The organism is Streptomyces sp. NRRL F-6676 (assembly GCF_000725625.1).
In the GTDB taxonomy this organism is placed as follows: Bacteria; Actinomycetota; Actinomycetes; order Streptomycetales; family Streptomycetaceae; genus Streptomyces.
Genome location: NZ_KL647084.1, coordinates 268,594 through 284,467, shown reverse-complemented (window position 1 = coordinate 284,467; position 15,874 = coordinate 268,594). Strand labels below are relative to the sequence as shown.

16 protein-coding genes and 1 pseudogene are annotated in these 15,874 nt (G+C 73.4%); 5 read left to right on the top strand and 12 right to left on the bottom strand.

Annotation, left to right across the window (positions count from 1 at the left end; all coding sequences use genetic code 11):
• Positions 1–135: 135 nt before the first annotated feature.
• Complete coding sequence (locus IO29_RS34195) at positions 136–1,149, bottom strand: SDR family oxidoreductase (RefSeq protein WP_030379544.1); 1,014 nt, start codon at positions 1,147–1,149, stop codon at positions 136–138.
• A 184-nt stretch (positions 1,150–1,333) separates the two neighbouring features.
• On the opposite strand from IO29_RS34195, the gene IO29_RS34190 reads away from it, so the two are divergent.
• Positions 1,334–3,124, top strand: coding sequence for a glycoside hydrolase family 15 protein (locus tag IO29_RS34190; RefSeq protein WP_030994062.1), 1,791 nt, complete (start codon positions 1,334–1,336; stop codon positions 3,122–3,124).
• Here the strand turns inward: IO29_RS34190 and IO29_RS34185 are convergent.
• A complete protein-coding gene (locus IO29_RS34185; protein WP_030379542.1) occupies positions 3,111–4,016 on the bottom strand; it encodes a sulfite exporter TauE/SafE family protein in 906 nt (301 codons plus the stop codon). The genes IO29_RS34190 and IO29_RS34185 overlap by 14 nt on opposite strands.
• 192 nt (positions 4,017–4,208) lie before the next feature.
• On the opposite strand from IO29_RS34185, the gene IO29_RS34180 reads away from it, so the two are divergent.
• On the top strand, positions 4,209–4,787 hold the full coding sequence (locus IO29_RS34180) for an HPP family protein (RefSeq protein ID WP_051707525.1): 579 nt from the start codon (positions 4,209–4,211) through the stop codon (positions 4,785–4,787).
• 90 nt (positions 4,788–4,877) lie between these two features.
• Here IO29_RS34180 and IO29_RS34175 read toward each other — a convergent pair whose 3' ends face one another.
• On the bottom strand, positions 4,878–5,072 hold the full coding sequence (locus IO29_RS34175) for a DUF2795 domain-containing protein (protein WP_030379540.1): 195 nt from the start codon (positions 5,070–5,072) through the stop codon (positions 4,878–4,880).
• A gap of 154 nt (positions 5,073–5,226) precedes the next feature.
• Here IO29_RS34175 and IO29_RS34170 point away from each other — a divergent pair, with 154 nt between their 5' ends.
• Complete coding sequence (locus IO29_RS34170; RefSeq protein ID WP_030379539.1) at positions 5,227–5,577, top strand: hypothetical protein; 351 nt, start codon at positions 5,227–5,229, stop codon at positions 5,575–5,577.
• A 126-nt stretch (positions 5,578–5,703) separates the two neighbouring features.
• Here IO29_RS34170 and IO29_RS38765 read toward each other — a convergent pair whose 3' ends face one another.
• A complete protein-coding gene (locus IO29_RS38765) occupies positions 5,704–6,060 on the bottom strand; it encodes a DUF3040 domain-containing protein (protein WP_158709315.1) in 357 nt (118 codons plus the stop codon).
• A 346-nt stretch (positions 6,061–6,406) separates the two neighbouring features.
• Here IO29_RS38765 and IO29_RS34160 point away from each other — a divergent pair, with 346 nt between their 5' ends.
• Positions 6,407–7,153 (top strand): SDR family oxidoreductase, encoded by a 747-nt coding sequence (locus IO29_RS34160; protein ID WP_030379537.1) that lies wholly within the window; start codon positions 6,407–6,409, stop codon positions 7,151–7,153.
• Positions 7,154–7,248: 95 nt separating this feature from the next.
• Here IO29_RS34160 and IO29_RS40300 read toward each other — a convergent pair.
• The 7 genes and pseudogenes from IO29_RS40300 to IO29_RS34130 all read right to left on the bottom strand — a co-directional run.
• Positions 7,249–7,686: pseudogene (locus IO29_RS40300) on the bottom strand (alpha/beta hydrolase-fold protein); the annotation flags it as partial.
• 121 nt (positions 7,687–7,807) lie between these two features.
• Complete coding sequence (locus tag IO29_RS34155; RefSeq protein ID WP_030379536.1) at positions 7,808–8,761, bottom strand: quinone oxidoreductase family protein; 954 nt, start codon at positions 8,759–8,761, stop codon at positions 7,808–7,810.
• Entirely contained in the window at positions 8,758–9,117 is a 360-nt protein-coding gene (locus IO29_RS34150) for a hypothetical protein (protein WP_030379535.1), read from the bottom strand. Before IO29_RS34150 ends, IO29_RS34155 begins: the two co-directional genes overlap by 4 nt.
• On the bottom strand, positions 9,114–9,977 hold the full coding sequence (locus IO29_RS34145) for a DODA-type extradiol aromatic ring-opening family dioxygenase (protein WP_030379534.1): 864 nt from the start codon (positions 9,975–9,977) through the stop codon (positions 9,114–9,116). The genes IO29_RS34150 and IO29_RS34145 overlap by 4 nt, the downstream gene beginning before the upstream one ends.
• On the bottom strand, positions 9,970–10,851 hold the full coding sequence (locus IO29_RS34140; protein ID WP_030379533.1) for a citryl-CoA lyase: 882 nt from the start codon (positions 10,849–10,851) through the stop codon (positions 9,970–9,972). The genes IO29_RS34145 and IO29_RS34140 overlap by 8 nt, the downstream gene beginning before the upstream one ends.
• Positions 10,844–12,064: a CaiB/BaiF CoA transferase family protein gene (locus IO29_RS34135; protein ID WP_051707533.1), complete on the bottom strand. Its 1,221-nt coding sequence runs from the start codon at positions 12,062–12,064 to the stop codon at positions 10,844–10,846. The genes IO29_RS34140 and IO29_RS34135 overlap by 8 nt, the downstream gene beginning before the upstream one ends.
• A 254-nt stretch (positions 12,065–12,318) precedes the next feature.
• On the bottom strand, positions 12,319–13,116 hold the full coding sequence (locus IO29_RS34130; protein WP_030379531.1) for an IclR family transcriptional regulator domain-containing protein: 798 nt from the start codon (positions 13,114–13,116) through the stop codon (positions 12,319–12,321).
• A gap of 443 nt (positions 13,117–13,559) precedes the next feature.
• Between IO29_RS34130 and IO29_RS34125 the strand changes: the two genes are divergently transcribed.
• Positions 13,560–15,002, top strand: a complete 1,443-nt coding sequence (locus IO29_RS34125) for an amidohydrolase family protein (RefSeq protein WP_030379530.1) — start codon at positions 13,560–13,562, stop codon at positions 15,000–15,002.
• A gap of 32 nt (positions 15,003–15,034) precedes the next feature.
• Here IO29_RS34125 and IO29_RS34120 read toward each other — a convergent pair whose 3' ends face one another.
• A complete protein-coding gene (locus IO29_RS34120; RefSeq protein ID WP_030379529.1) occupies positions 15,035–15,772 on the bottom strand; it encodes an SDR family oxidoreductase in 738 nt (245 codons plus the stop codon).
• Positions 15,773–15,874: the final 102 nt, after the last annotated feature.

Here is a 15,874-nt window from a genome sequence, read left to right as displayed (position 1 = left end):
TGGCGACGGTCACGCACCGGCCTGCCCATCCGCGGCGGCGCCAGCAACGGCCCGATCACCGCCCACGACTCATCAGTCAGCTCATGACGACGCACCACGAACAGACCAACGACGACCACACTTTGCGGACACGACCTAGCGGCGACCGCGCGTGGCCGTGGCTGCGGCGAGGCCCGCCGCTGCCGTGGCCGCGAGGCCGCCGAGCAGCGCACGCCGGTGCTGGGAGAGCCACAGCACGGGGTCCCGCCCGTGCGCCTGCGCGTCGAAGCCGCCGCGCGCCCCCCGGTCCTCCGTCGCGTCGGAGGGCTCGTCGATGTTGGCGCCCCAGCGCGGCAGGTCCTCGTCGGTCTGCTGGCCCTCGACGACCTTGCGCCCGAGGTAGCGGTCCATGAACGCGGGAGCGAGGCGTTCGCCGAGGATGGTGTACGCGGTGGACAGGCCCACCCACAGGTTGCGCCGCGGATGCTCGGCGAGGAAGACGATGCCCTTCGCGGGAAGCTCCGGCTGGAAGACGGGCGGCACCGGCTGGGGGTGCTTCGGCATCCGGGTGAGGTTCCAATTGAACTGCGGGGTGTTGAGGCCGGGGAGCTGGATCATGCAGACCCTGACCTTGCTCCGCTCGTGGATCAGCTCGGTCATGACCGATTCGCTGAACCCCTTCACCGCGTGCTTGGCGCCGCAGTACGCGGACTGCAACGGGATGGAGCGGTAGGCCATGGCCGAGCCGACGTTGACGACGACGCCCCGGTCGCGGGGCCGCATGTGCTCGAGCGCGGCCCGGGTGCCGTTGACCTGGCCCAGGTAGGTGACCTGGGTCATCCGCTCGTACTCCTCGGGAGAGGTGTCCCAGAAGAAGGCGAGCGAGCCGGCGAAGGCCACGTTGACCCAGACGTCGATCTCGCCCAGCTCCCGCTCGACCCGCTCGGCGGCGCGCCGCACCGCCTCGTGGTCGGCGACGTCGGTGGGGACGGCCAGCGCGCTGCCCCCGGCGTCCTCGACGTCCTTCACCGCACCGTCCAGACCGGCCCGGCCCCGGGCGAGCACTGCCACGTCGTACCCCCGGGCCGCGAACTCGCGCACGGTCGCGCGGCCGACTCCGGCGGTCCCGCCGGTCACCACCGCAAGCTTTCGCCCTGTCCTGCTCGGCATGAGTGCTCTCTCTCCCTCGCTCCTCGGCGCCCGGCCGGGGTCCCCCGCCGGGGGATGCGGGGTACCCCCGACGAGGGGGTGGGCAAACGGGCGACGGGGCGAAGGTGTGAACCCGCTGGGCCGACTCCACGACAGCGCGGGCTACCGCGGACGGCGCACCCTCGACCGGGGTACCGGAGGGAACGTGACCCCCACGAGAACAGACGGCTTCGCCCCCTTGCGCTCCTACGCCCTCCTCGGCGACCTCCGCGCCACCGCCCTCGTCGCCTCGGACGGCGCGGTGGACTGGCTGGCCGCGCCGGCTCTGGACTCCCCGCCTCTGTGTGCCGCGCTGCTGGACCCGTCCGGTGGCGGCCACGTCACGCTCGCCCCCGCGGTGCCGTACGAGGTCACCCGCCGCTATGCGGAGGGGACCATGGTCCTGGAGACGACCTTCACGACGCGGGACGGCGTGGTCAGGGTCACCGACGCCCTCAATCTGGGGGCGCTCGGGCGGCTGCCGTGGACGGAGCTGGCCCGGGTGGTCACGGTGGAGTCCGGCCGGGTGCCGATGGAGTGGCGGGTCGCCCCCGGGCACCGGCTGGACGCCCGCAGCAGCCCCTGGGCGCGCGGGGAACGGGGCGTGCCCCTCCTCACGGTCGGCGACCAGCAGCTCGCCGTCGTCACCGAGGGGCTGGGCGAGCCGGTGGCCGACGGCCGGGCCGTCCACGGCAGGGCGGAACTGGAGGCCGGCACCACCGCGCTGCTCGCCCTGGTCGCGACGGACACCGAGCCGGTGCACGTCCCGGCGCCCGGGGACGTCCGGCTGCGCGTCGAGCGCACCACCGCCGCGTGGCGGCAGTGGTCGGGCACCGTGCGGTACGACGGCCGATGGCGGGCCGCCGTCCTGCGCAGCGCCCTCACCCTGAAGGCGCTGACCTCGAGCGCCACCGGTGCGATCGCCGGCGCGGCCACCACCTCGCTGCCCGAGCGGATCGGCGGGCCGCTCAACTACGACTACCGCTTCGCCTGGATCCGCGACGGCTCCTACGCGCTGGACGCGCTCTCCCGTCTGGGCCTGTCGGAGGAGCTGCACGCCGGGGTCTCCTGGCTGCTGGACGCGGTCGCCCACGAGGCCCCCGGTCTGCGCCCGCTGTACGCCCTGAGCGGGCGGCCGGTGTCCGGCGGCATGACGGAGGTGTCCTGGGCGCCCGGCTATCGCGACTCCGCCCCGGTCCACGTGGGCAACGCCGCCGCCGCGCAGCTCCAGCTGGGCTCCTACGGAGACCTGTTCGACGCGGTCCACCGCTACTGCGCCCGGGGCGGCCATCTCGACGGCGCGACGAACACGCTGCTCGGCGGGATGACGGACCGGGTCTGCGACCTGTGGCGGTCCCCCGACTCCGGCTTCTGGGAACTGGGGGAACGGCGGCAGTACACCAGCAGCAAACTCGGCTGCTGGACGGCGCTGGACCGGGCCGTACGCCTGGCCGAGTCCGGTCGTATGAGCAGCCCGCACGTGCCGCGCTGGCGCCAGGAGCGCGACGCCGTACGGGACTGGATCGACCGCTGCTGCTGGTCGGAGGCGAAGCAGTCGTACACCTTCTACGCGGGGACCGACGAGCTGGACGCGGCCACGCTGCTCGCCGCGCGCACCGGCTTCTGCGCCGGAAACGATCCCCGGCTGTCCGCCACGGTCCGGGCCGTACGCGCCGAGCTGGGCGCCGGTGGCTGTCTGCTGTACCGCTACAGCGGACAGCGGGAGAAGGAGGGGGCCTTCCTCGCCTGCTCGGGCTGGCTCGTCGAGGCCCTGCACCGCACGGGCCGAACGGAGGAGGCCGCCGAACTGCTCGACGACTTCACCGCCAGGGCCAACGACGTGGGTCTGTGCACCGAACAGACCGACCCCGCCACCGGCGCCCTCCTGGGCAACTTTCCCCAGGCCCTCACCCACCTCGCGGTCATCGCGGCGGCGACGGCCCTCAGTGCTCCATGAGGGCCGCGGAACCGTGCTCGGCAGGCGCCGGCACGGCCCGCCGCCGCTCCCGCAGGGTGACGGCCACTCCCGCCCCCGCGATCAGCAGCGACACCGCCACGAGGACACCCCCCGGCACCTTCAGCATGGACAGTCCTGACCCCGTCAGCAGCACCACCAGGACCCACCGCAGCGCCGGCCCGGTGACCCGGGTCGACAGCAAGGCGCCCACGACGACTCCGGGTATCGCCCCGATCAGCAGCGTCGCCGCGAGGCCCAGGTCCGCGTCCCCGCTCACCAGGTGGCCGAGGGCGGCCGCGGCCACCACGGGGATGGCCTGCACCAGGTCCGTGCCGACGAGATGGTTCGCCTTGAGCCGGGGGTGCGCCAGCATCAGCATCACGATGATGAGGGAGCCGGAGCCGACCGAGGTCATGCCGACGACGGTCCCGCCGACCAGCCCGATCGCGAGGGTCGCGAGCGGCCGTACGGTCACCTCACCGGCGTCGGCCGGGGCGGCGGCGCGCCGCCGGTCCAGCCACATGCGGACCAGCATGCCGACGACCGCGAGCAGCAGCGCCACGCCGATGACGTACTTCACGCGCCGCTGCAACGCGTCGCCGTCGCCGAGCATCCGGAGCAGGAAGACACCGCCGAACGCGGCGGGCACGGCGGTGGGCAGCAGCCGGCGCACGATGTCCCAGCGCACCGTGCCGGCGCGCTGGTGCACGACCGCGCCGAACGGCTTCATGAACACCGAGGCGGCGAGGTCGCTGCCGATGGCCGCGGTGGGGTTCACCCCGAAGACCATCACCATGATCGGCGTCATGAGCGCGCCGCCGCCCATACCGGTGAGTCCGACGGCGAGGCCGACGAGAGCCCCGGAGAGGATGATCGGCCCGGAGAAATCCATGGGCCGCACCCTAATCAGTTTTCCTATGGGAAACGTATGGAATCCACCCCTCGGACAGGGCGCCGCCGTCCGGGCGTCCGCCGCCGATTGACGGGCCGCACGGCGGGAACTCCCCAGCTCTCGCACAGGAAGGGAGCACGTCATGAGGACGATCCCGCGACCGGACCGCCCCGCGGCCACCGGCGGGCACGGGTGAGGCCGGGGGAGGCGCCGCGGACGCCGGGGCCGGCGGGCCGGGGCGGGCACGGCGGGCGGCCCGACTGGCGCGGGCGACTGGTCGCCGGGGTACGGCTGTTCCTGCTGTCCGCCGTGCTGCTGGCCGGGGTCGGCGCCATCGGGCAGTCGATCGGCTGGGTGGCACTGACCACGACGCTCGGGCCGACGGCGTATCTGCTGCTGGCCCATCCCGACAGCGTCGGCGCGCGGTTGCGCAGCGCCGTGGTGGGCCATGCGTGCGCCATCGCCTGCGGTCTCGCCTGTCTGGCGGTCTTCGGCCTGTGGAGCCATCCGTCGATCGCCGCACAGCACTCCGACACCGCCCGGCAGATCGGCGCCGAGGCCCTCGCGGTGGGCCTGACGCTGTTCTTCCTGCACCTGTTCGACTCGCACCATCCGCCGGCCGCCGCCACCGCGCTACTCATCGCCTCCGGCATCTCGCGTCCGGGGCCGCCGCTGTACGGCATGCTCGTCGGGCTGGCGCTGGTGCTCGCGCTCGCCCCTCTGCTCGCCACGGCGACGTCCGGCCTCACGCGGAAGCGGCAGGGTTCCTGAGACCACGCCGGCCCGGCCCCCCGAGCCGGGGAGCGGGGCCGGTGTCGCGCCGGCGGGCCGCCCGCTCGCTACTTGTTGTCGGACACGACCTTACTTGTTGTCGAACACGGCCTTCTGGACCTTGTTCGGACCGTCGAACTCGTCCACCCCGGAGTTCGAGAGCTTGTCGACGAGGTTGTCGTCCGCGCCGTTGTCCTTGGCCAGCTTCACCAGGTCGTCGCGGCTCGCGGGGTAGTCGGCGCCCTTCAGGGCCTTCTGGAGGTCGATGGGGCTGATGCTCGCCATGGTGCGGCTCCTCTTCCGGAATGTCTGTGCGGGAATGCACGGCCCCGGTCAAGTCACCGCACCGCCCGGGCATAAACAACCAACGTCCCGATTTGCCCGGCCCGCCCGGGGTACTTCCGCGGCAACGGAAATGGCCAGTGGAAGGGATCAGGGCATGCTGTCTCATGCGCTCGAGCGTGGCGTCCTCGTCATCACCGTGCACCGCGATCCCGGCCCAGCCGGACGCGCCGCGCTCGCCGCGGAGATCGGCAACCTGGTCCACGCGTACCGTCCGATGCCCGTCGTGGTGGTCCTCGAGGAACCCGCCACGGGCGGCGCGGCGGTCGCCTCGGTACTGCGCGCCCACCGCCTGTGCAGCAATCTCGGTGTCCTGATGTCCGTGGCCACCCACAGCGCCCCCGCGCGCCGGCTGCTCGAGGACGGTGCGGACACCGGCGGCTGCCGGCTGGTCGTGCACGCGCGCACGGACACCGCGATCGACGCGGCGTTCACCGCGGCCGCGTGAAAGCGCTGACCGTCGCCGACCGGCCGGCCGCGCCGGGCGAACCGCGGTGACGGCCCCGGATCCCGCGCAGGGCGAACGACCCCGGACCCTCCACGCCGGCGGTGTCCGGGCGGCCGGGTGGCCGCGCTACCCGTGGCCGGCGCCGGCCGGTTCCTGGACGGCGCCGGCCGGTTTCTGGACGGCGTGACCGGGGCGGGACGGGTGCTCCGGGCGGTGCGTGGCGGCTCCCGCGCTGAGTGCGGACATGAGGGCGACGACGATCAGCGCGACGGCGACGCAGGCCGCGATGAGCAGCCGTCGCCTGCGGCGCGCGGTGCGCGAGCGCGGCGGGGCGGCGGGGGCCGGGGGAACCGCAGACACGGGCGGGCGCGGGGGGCGGCGGGCGGCGGTGAGGTCCCCGAAGGTGTCCAGCTCGGCCGCGAGGTGGGGATCCTGGGTCAGGAGTTGCCGCTCGATCTCGGCCAGCTCACGTTCGTAGTCCATGAGGCGCTCCTTGAGGTGCGGCGCTGCGACGGTCGCGCCGCGCGGCGGCGGCTGCGGTCGGCCGGGGGCGGCACGGCGGGACCGGCGTGCGGCGACGCGGACCGGGCCGTACGGCCCCTCGCCGGTGAAGTACCCGGACTGGGTGAACCGACGCCGGGCGGCGGCAACTTCCCGGCCGGCCGCGGCCCGGCGGCCCACCGCCCGCCACTCACCGCTCGCGCTCCGCCGTGCGGTGTCACGAATCGGGGGCGAGTCTGGTCTTCCTGGTGCAGACAGTCATCGCCCGTGCGGCCGTCCGGCTCCGCCGGGCCCCGCGCCCGCGCGGACCCCCGAGAGGATCGCAGTCATGAAGGTTGTAGTGATCGGCGGAACCGGCCTCATCGGCTCCCAGCTCGTCGACAGGCTCCGCGAGCACGGCCACGAGGCGGTGCCGGCCGCGCCCAGCACCGGCGTGAACACGCTGACGGGTGAGGGCCTGGCCGAGGCGCTGCGAGGCGCCCGGGTCGTCGTCGACGTCTCCAACTCGCCCTCGTTCGAGGACCGGGCGGTCATGGACTTCTTCCGCGCCTCGACCACCAACCTCCTCAAGGCCGAGGCGGAGGCCGGTACCGGCCACCACGTCGCGCTCTCCGTCGTCGGCACCGGGCGCCTCCAGGAGAGCGGCTACTTCCGGGCCAAGCAGGTGCAGGAGGATCTGATCAAGGACTCCGGCATCCCGTACTCGATCGTCCACGCCACGCAGTTCTTCGAGTTCCTGAACGGCATCGCCGACTCGGTGACCGAGGGCGACGCCGTGCGCCTCTCGCCCGTCGGCATCCAGCCGATGCACTCCTCCGACGTGGCCGCCGCCGTGGCCCGTACGGCGGTGGGCGCGCCGGTCGGCGGTGTGGTGGAGGTCGCCGGGCCCGAGGTGTTCCGGCTCGACGGGATCGTCCGCGAGACCCTCGCCGCGGGCGGCGACCCCCGTACCGTCGTCACGGTCCCGAACGCCCCGTACTGGGGCACCGTGCTGGAGGAGACCACCCTTCTGCCCGGCCCGGACGCGCGGCTGGGCGAGGTCCGGTTCGCCGACTGGCTCGCCGGACGGAAGTAGCTCCCCGTCGGCGCCGGGAGCCGCGCGGTAGCGGTGCGGCACCCCGCCCGCCGTGAGGTCCCCGTCGAGCGCGGTGTTCCAGGCGGGTACTGGGCGGCGTACTTCAGGGCGCCGAACCCGCCCATGGACATCCCCGCGACCGCGCGCCGGCCCGACGTGGCCAGGTGGTCGTGGTCGTCGATCCAGGGCAGCGGCTGGTGGATGGGGGGGGGAAGGTCTCCCACAGCGGGGCGAAGTCGCCGTACGAGCAGGACGCGCACGCGGACCGGTCTGCGCACCGGGTCGATCTCCGGTGCGCCGGGGCCGCGCGGCGCGTAAAGCGCGTCGGTGCTGAACTCCGCCTCGCACAGCGGACCTTCGCCCGCCCGCGTCCAGGACCGAGGTCGAGTCCGTCGGACTCGCCGGTGGCGAGCGCCGGGGCAGCCGGCGTCCGCCGCGGCGGGTGCCTGGGGAGTTGCGAGGCCGAGGGCGACGGCGGCGGCCGTCACCCAGGTGCTGAGAGTGCCGAGCCGGTGTCCGGGCAGTGACCGCATGGGTGCCGTGTCCCCCGTTTGTCCCGTCCGTCTGTGCACCCGGTACAGCACGACGGAACGGGACTCCCGGAGGGGCGGGAGGGAACTTCCCCGGACTCAACTGCCTTGCGCTGATCGCGGTTCACGGCACCAGCACGATCCGTCCTCCCGCGGCCCCGGCCGCCTGGCGCTGCCACGCGTGGCCGGCGTCGGCCAGCGGGACGGTCTCGTGGGTGACGGAGAGCTGTCCGTCCGCCGCCCGGGCCGCGATGTGCGTGATCGCCTCGGCACGCTGCCGCACGGTCAGTTCGTTGTTGGTGTAGCCGAGCACCCGCAGCGACTTGCTGCGCAGGGTGGCGGAGTCCAGCGGGCTGGTCTCGCCGGCCGAGCTGCCGAGGTTGACCAGCCGTCCCCCGGGACCGAGCGCCCGGGCCGCGGCCGCCGCCGGGGCGCCGAACAGCGGGTCGAGCACGAGATCCACGGGACCGTCGGCGGCCTCGGTGAAGCGGGCGGCCAGTTCGGCGACGTCGTCGGTGTCCAGGGCGACGACGGCGTCGGCGCCGGCCCGCCGGGCGCGCTCGCGGGCCGCCGGGGAACGGGCCCCGGCCACCACCCGGCGGGCGCCCGCCGCACGGGCGAGCCGGACCGCCGCCTCGCCCACCACCCCGCCGGCGCCCAGCACGATCACCTGTTCGCCCGGGCCGAGTTCACCGCGCCAGGTGAGCGCCATGTGCGCGGCGACGGCCGACAGTCCGAGCGCGGCGAGGGCCACCGGGTCGGTGCCGTCGGGGAGTTGGACGACGTTCTCGGCGCGGGCCACGGCGCGCTCGGCCATGCTGCCGTCGCCCGGTGCCATCCCGGCCGGGGTGGCGAACCACACCGGGCGGCCCTCGACGGTGCCGACGCCCTGGACGCCGGGCACGTACGGTGTCGCGGGCCGGCCGAAGTAGGAGGTGCCGGTGGCGCAGAGCAGGTCCAGCGGGGTGATCGGGGCGGCGAGCACCTCGACGAGGAGCTGTCCGGGCCCCTGCACGGGCGCCTCCCGGTCGGCCACGACGGGCGGCCGGCCGGGCTCGCGCAGTTCCGCCGCCCTCATGTGGCGATGTCCGGGTAGGGCAGCGACATGTGTGCCAGTCTCCTCGCGTACTCGGTCTGGAAGCCCATCGGCGGGTGGTCCCGCTCGAACAGGCCGATGAACAGGGTGAGTGTGAGGAAGGGATGCGCGCCCATCTCGAAGAGGGTGACGTAGTCGTGGGTGGCGAGCGCCTCCCGTTCGGCGTCGTCGAACCGCAGCCAGGTGGAGGATTCGCCGGTGACGCAGTTGAGGATGCGGTTGGCGTACTCCTCCTCCCACCTCGTCACCGTGGCGCGCGGGTCCTCGCGGTAGCGCTCGACCAGTTCCGGGTCGCGGTCGACGGTGAACAGGAACTTGTTCAGCAGGTACTTGCTCACGGCCGGCCGCCCTTCGGGTACCAGGTGAAGTACGCCTCCCTCGTGTGGAAGAGGTCGTAGGTGTCGACGTAGTCGGCCTTCAGCCCCTCCCCCGCCACGCCCATCATCAGCATGAAGTCCATGAAGCCGTGGGTCGCGTTGCCGGGCAGGTGAAGGCTGTCGAGGGTGACCTCGGACAGACAGCCCTCGATGTCCCCCGTCGCGATCCACCGGACGGCCTTGCGGTCGAACTCCGGGTCGGGTCCGGTGGGTCCGAACTGCCGGGGTCCGCCCAGCTCCAGGGAGAGGTGCCCGGTGCCGATCACCGCGACCCGCCGGTCGGCGGGCCAGGACTCGACCAGCGCCCGGATGGCGCGCCCGAGCTGGACGAACCGTTCGGGGCGGGGCAGCGGCGGCGCGAAGATGTTGGTGTAGACGGGGACGATCGGCAGGTCGTTCTGCGGGCGGAGCGTGATGATCGGACACGTGATGGAGTGGTCGATCCGCAGCTCGTTGGAGAAGGCCAGGTCGAAGCCGGCGTCCAGGCCGCCGCGCAGGAGGTGCGCGGAGAGGTCCTCCTGGCCCTGGAGGACCATCCTCGGCAGGCCGAACTCGCGTTCCTCGTTGTAGAAGTTGGCGTCGTAGACGGGCGCCTTGCCGACCAGGAACTGGGGCATGTTGTCCAGCCAGAGCTGGTGGAAGTGGTCCGAGCCCACCATCACCAGCACGTCCGGGCGCGCCGTCGTCAGGGTCTCGCGGAACGCCTCCACCTTGCGCACCCATTCGTCCGCGAAGGGCGGGCGGTCGTCGCCGGTTGAGGTGGAGGCGCGGTAGTAGAAGGGGTGGTGGGTGGACGCGATGACCGCGACCAGTTCAGCCATGCGGACCTCCGTGGGTGGGGCCGGCGGGCGGCTCGGGGGTGTAGGGGTCGGGCGGTACGGAGCGGTTGTTGAGGTCGACGGAGAGGAACATGTCGTTGGCCACCGGGTGCCGCAGTTCCTCGGCGAGCTGTCCGATCAGCCCGGCGGTACGGGCCAGCAGGGCGAAGCCGCGCAGCAGTTCCAGCGGCAGCCCGAGGTCGGCGAGGGCGGCCCCGCAGACTCCGGCGCCGTTCAACGGCAGGGTACGGCCGAGCACCCGCGGATGGACCCTGCCGATCGCGGTGAAGAGGGCGAGGTGCGGTCCGAGGAGGCCCTCCTCCGCCGCGAGGGCGAGCAGCCGGGGGGTGCGCGGGTCGCCGTCCTTGTGCACGTGGTGGCCGAGCCCCGGGACGAACCGGCCGCTCGCGCGCCGGGCTCGTACCGTCTCCAGCGCCACCGCGTCCCAGCCGGCGTCGTCCGTCGGGAGCGCCCCGTCGAGGCCGGTCAGCACGTCGTGCAGGAAGCGGCCGCAGTCCTCGGTGACGCCGAGGAAGCGGGAGCCGCCGCCGAGGAGTCCGGCCGCGAGGGCGCCCTGCACCGAGTCCGGCGCGGAGAGGTAGGTCAGCCGGGTCACCATCGCGGTGGGGGTGAAGCCGTGGTCGGCGAGGGCGGCGAGCACGGCCTCGAAGACGCGGGTCTCGCCGGGGGTCGGCCGCCGCTGGGTGGCCAGCCAGAAGGCGAGTTCGCCGAAGCCGACCTCGCCCATGATCTCGCGGGCCAGGTCGTGGCCGAGCAGGGTGATCGACTCGCGGGAGGAGGCGCCGAGGGCGGTGGGGTAGACGGGGGGCGCGGGGTGCGCCGGAGGCGCGGAGTGTGCGGGGCGTTCGTCAGCCATCGCCGTCCTCCCGGGTGGTCGGTGAAGTCCCGTCGGCCCGGGGGCCCTTGAGCCAGGCGCGGATCTCGGCACCGTGCTCGTCGGGTTCGGGCGGGGGCAGCCGGTAGGCGGCCGGGGTCTCGGAGAAGCGGATGGGGTGCCGGGTGGTCGGCACGGCGCGCTCCCCCTCGCCGACCTCCACGACCGGCTCCAGGCCGAAGCGTTCGGCCATCGCGAAGCCGCCGTCGATGGTGTTGATCGGCCCGCACGGCACCCCGGCCGCCACCAGCAGCTCGAACCACTCCAGGGCGCCGCGGGTGCGCAGCCGCTCGACGAGCAGCGGCCGGAGCTCGTCGCGGCGTGCGGTGCGGTCGGCGTTGCGGGCGAAGCGGGGGTCGTCGGCGGTCTCCGGGATGCCGAGCACCTCGCAGAGTCTGCGGAACTGGCCGTCGTTGGCGGCGGTGACGATGAGGTCGTTGTCGGCCGTGGGCAGCGGCTCGTAGGGGAAGACGCTGGGGTGCGCGTTGCCCATCCGGTACGGGACGACGCCGCCGGCGGCGTAGGCGGAGCTGTGATTGACCAGTCCGGTGAGCGCCGAGGACAGCAGGTTGACCTCGACGTGCTGGCCGGTGCCGGTGGCATCGCGGTGGCGCAGGGCGGCGAGGATGCCGATGACGGCGTGGTTGCCGGCCATCACGTCGAAGACGGAGATCCCGGCCCGGTACGGCGGCCCGTCCGGGTCGCCGGTGAGGCTCATCAGCCCGGAGATGGCCTGCACCATGAGGTCGTAGCCGGGTACGTGCTTGCCCGCGCCGGTGCCGAAGCCGCTGATGGAGGCGTAGACGATGCCGGGGTTGGCGTCCCGTACGGAGTCGAAGTCGAGGGCGTAGCGGGTGAGACCGCCGGGTTTGAAGTTCTCGATCAGGACGTCCGCGCGGCGGGCGAGTTCCCGGGCCGCTTCGGCGTCATCGGGATCGCGCAGGTCAAGGGTGAGGGCGCGCTTGCCTCGGTTGACGCCCAGGTAGTACGTGGAGACGCCGTCGCGCACCGGGGGCATCCAGGTGCGGGTGTCGTCACCGCGCGGCCCCTCGACCTTGATGACGTCGGCGCCCATGTCCGCGAGCAGCATGGTGGCGTAGGGGCCCGCGAGGATCCGGGAGAAGTCGGCGACCAGCAGCCCCGAGAGGGGGCCGCCGTCCTGGGCGGTCCGGCCGGGCCCGGTGTCGTCTGCCATCAGGACCGCCTCCATGGTTGACCGCTCTGCGGACGACTGTCCGCTCACTGATTCTGGCACGCCCGACGGCACGCACGTCAAGAGGCGGCTCCCTACAGGGGCGCGAGGAACTGCGCGCCCAGCCAGCCCGCACCCGCGCCCGCGCCCTCACCCGCACCGCACCCGCACCCGCACCCGCACCCGCACCCGCACCCGCACCCGCGAGAACACCGTCACCTCCCCGCCCGGCGGGCGCACTCCCAGCCGACCCCACGTCACCGCACGACGTGAGGTGCCGTCTCCAGACGCGCGAAGTCCGCACTGATCTCGCCGGCCGCCTGCAACAGCAGGGGCAGATGATGGTCGAGCAGCCGCTCGACGGAGGTCTCCGCGGCATGCGCGTTGACGTTGAGCGCGGCGATCACCCGGCCCGAACCGTCCCGCAGCGGCACGGCCACCGAGCGGATGCCCAGAGTGAGCTGCTCGTCGGTGAGCGCCCAGCCGCGCGCCCTGACCTCGCGCAGCTCCGCGTCGCGTTCGGCGCGGTCCGGCTGCCAGCGCGGGGTGAGCCCGGACCGGCTGGGCTCGGCCAGGACGCCGTCCAGCCGCTCCGGGTCGAGCGCGGCGAGCAGCACCTTGCCGAGCGAGGTTTGCAGGGCGGGGAAGCGCGTACCGATCTGGACGGCGAGGGCGACGATCTTCGGCACCGACACGCGCGCCACGTAGACGATGTCCGAGCCGTCGAGCTGGGCCGCGGACACGGACTCGCCGGTCCCCGCCGACAGGCGCTCCATGTGCGGCCGGGCCACGTCCCACAGCCCCATGGACCGCACATAGGCGACCCCGAGCTCCAGCACGCGCGGGGTGAGCGCGAACCCCTGCGCGTCCGCCCGCACGTACCCCAGTTCCTGGAGGGTGAGCAGGATGCGGCGCACGGTGGGCCGGGCCAGCCCGGTCGCCGTCGCGAGCTCGCTGAGGCCCATGACGGGCCGGTGCGGAGCGAAGGCGGTGATCACCTCCAGGCCGCGGGCCAGCGCCTCGATGAAATCCGGTCCGGTGCCCTCGCGCGGCATGGCGTCTCCTCGGAACAGTCGGGAACGATCGGGAACAGTCGGGAACGGCCCGGAACGGCCGGGAACACCGGGGAAGGAGCCGGCGAAACGGCCGCCACCCTACTGCACGGTCCGTCCGCCACGCGGACGAGCGCTCCCGGACGAGACCCCGCACCGCCACCACGCTTCCGGCCGGCGGAAGCGCAGGTGAGACGAGCAGGCCGGAGTCACGGCGCGACTGCGGACCCCCTTCCCGACGGGTGTCGTCCGAAGGTCGGCCCCTCGCCCGGCCGGTGGACGGACACCCTTCCCCATTCCCCTCCACTCCCCCGTCCGAACCGATTCCGCGCTGCCGCTTGACACTGCTCGGCCCGCTCCTCAGAGTGACATCCATCAATTGCTGACCGCCTGGCGGACGCTCGTCCGCCAGCTTCGGTCGCGCCCGCGGTGTGAGGAGTCCACGGATGAGCGAGTCGAGCGAGTTCCGGCCGGGACGACCGGTGGTCCTGCGAGGCGGGACGGTACTGCCGATGGACGCGTCGCGCCGGGTGCTCACGGGCGCCGACGTGCTGATCGTCGACGACCGCATCGCCGCCGTCGGTCCCGCTCTCGACGTCCCCGAGGGCACCGCCGTCATCGACGCCACGGACGGCATCGTCATGCCCGGCATGATCGACACCCACCGCCACATGTGGCAGACCGCGATGCGCGGCTACGGCGCCGATTGGACGCTCACCCAGTACTTCGTCTGGTACTACCTGGAGTCCGGCAGGCTCTTCCGCCCCGAGGACGTGCACGCCGGCAATCTGCTCGCCGCGATCGAGGCGATCGACGCCGGTGTCACGACGGTCGTGGACTGGTCGCACGGCCTCCAGACGGTCGACCACGCCGACGCCGCCGTCGACGCCCTGCGCTCGGTGCCCGGCCGGGCCGTCCTCGCCTACGGCAACATCCAGCAGCCGCCCGCCGAGTGGACGGCCACCCCGGAGTTCCGCGACTTCGCACGCCGTGTCGCCGGGGACGACATGCTCGGCTTCCAGCTCGCCTTCGACGTGACCGGCGACCCCGCCTTCCCGGAGAAGCCGGCCTTCGAGGTGGCCCGCGAGCTCGGTGTGCCGGTGACCACGCACGCCGGTGTGTGGGGCGCGACCGGCGACGACAGCATCCGGCTGATGTACGACCACGGGTTCATGACCCCCGAGACGGTCTATGTGCACGCCGCCTCGCTCTCCGCGGACTCCTACCACCGCATCGCCGCGACCGGGGGCTCTGTCTCCGTCTCGACGGAGAGCGAGCAGAGCGCGGGCCAGGGCTACCCTCCCACCTGGGCGATCCGTGCCCACGGCATCCCGGTGTCGCTGTCCATGGACACCAGCGTCTGGTGGAGCGGCGATCTGTTCTCCGCGATGCGGACCACGCTCGGCGCCGACCGCTCCCGGGAGCACCTCCAGGCGCAGGCGAAGGGCGACACCGTCACGCACGCCGCGCTGCGCGCCGAGGAGGTCGTCTCCTGGGCCACGCGCGGGGGCGCGCACGCGCTCGGCCGTGACGATCTGGGCAGCCTGGAGCCCGGCCGGAAGGCCGACGTCGTACTGATCAAGAACGACCACTCGCCGGTCTCGTTCCCGCTGCTCAACCCCTACGGCCACGTGGCGTTCCAGGCCCAGCGCGGCGATGTGCACACGGTCGTGGTGAACGGCAGGGTCGTCAAGCACGAGCACCGGCTGCTGGGCGTCGATCTGGCGGCGGCGCGGCGCGAGATCGACGGCACGGTGGCGTATCTGCGCGAGTCGCTGGGCGAGGAGGGCTGGCAGAAGGGCATGAACCCGGACGTGCCGGAGACGAAGATCCTCGACAACCCGTACACGTACACGGACTACCGCAGCGGCTCCACCCACGGCGGCTGAGCCCGCCGCCGCCCGACCGCGCGGGGCGGCCGTCAGGCCTGCGCGGTCGAGCGGATGACGATCTCCCCGATGTCCACGCCCGCCGGCTGCTCGATCGCGTACCCGATGGCCGAGGCGACGGCCGAGGGCGGCATGGCGATCTCGTCGCGCTGCCGCACCAGTGCCGCCGCGACCTCGGGGCTCGCCGTCTTTCCCACGCCCTCGGTGTCCGTGAAGCCCGGGGAGACGAGGGTGACGCGCAGATCGGGTCCCGCCTCCTGGCGCAGCCCCTCGCTCAGTATCCTCACCGCCGTCTTCGTCGCCGCGTAGACGCCCATGGGCGCCTTCACCACATGGGCCGCGGTGGAGGCCACGTTGACGAACTGCCCCGAGCGCTGCCGCCGGAAGACCGGCAACGCCGCGCCGATGCCGTTCAGCAGGCCCGTGACATGGGTGGCGACCATGGCGTCCCAGTCGTCCTGGCGCAGTTCGTCGAACGGCGAGACCGCCATGGTGCCCGCGTTGGAGACCAGGACGCCCAGCCGGCCGAAGCGGTCGACCGCCGTTTCGGTCAGGCGCACGAGGTCCGCGCGGCGCGTGACGTCGATGACGATCCCGACCGCCTCGCCGCCCTGCGCCGTGATCCGGTCCACCACCGCGTCCAGCCGGTCCTCGCGCCGCGCACCCAGCACCAGCCGGGCGCCCCGCGCGGCGAGATGGACCGCCGTCGCCTCCCCGATGCCGCTGCTGGCGCCCGTGAGCGCGATGACCTTGCCCTTGATGCCCGACATGATGCGTCCTTCGGTAGAGGAGCAGGCCAGTCGTTGGCCTACAGTGGAAGTGGAGGCGTCCCCACTTCCCTCGAAGACTAAGTGGGGGCGCCCCCACTTAGC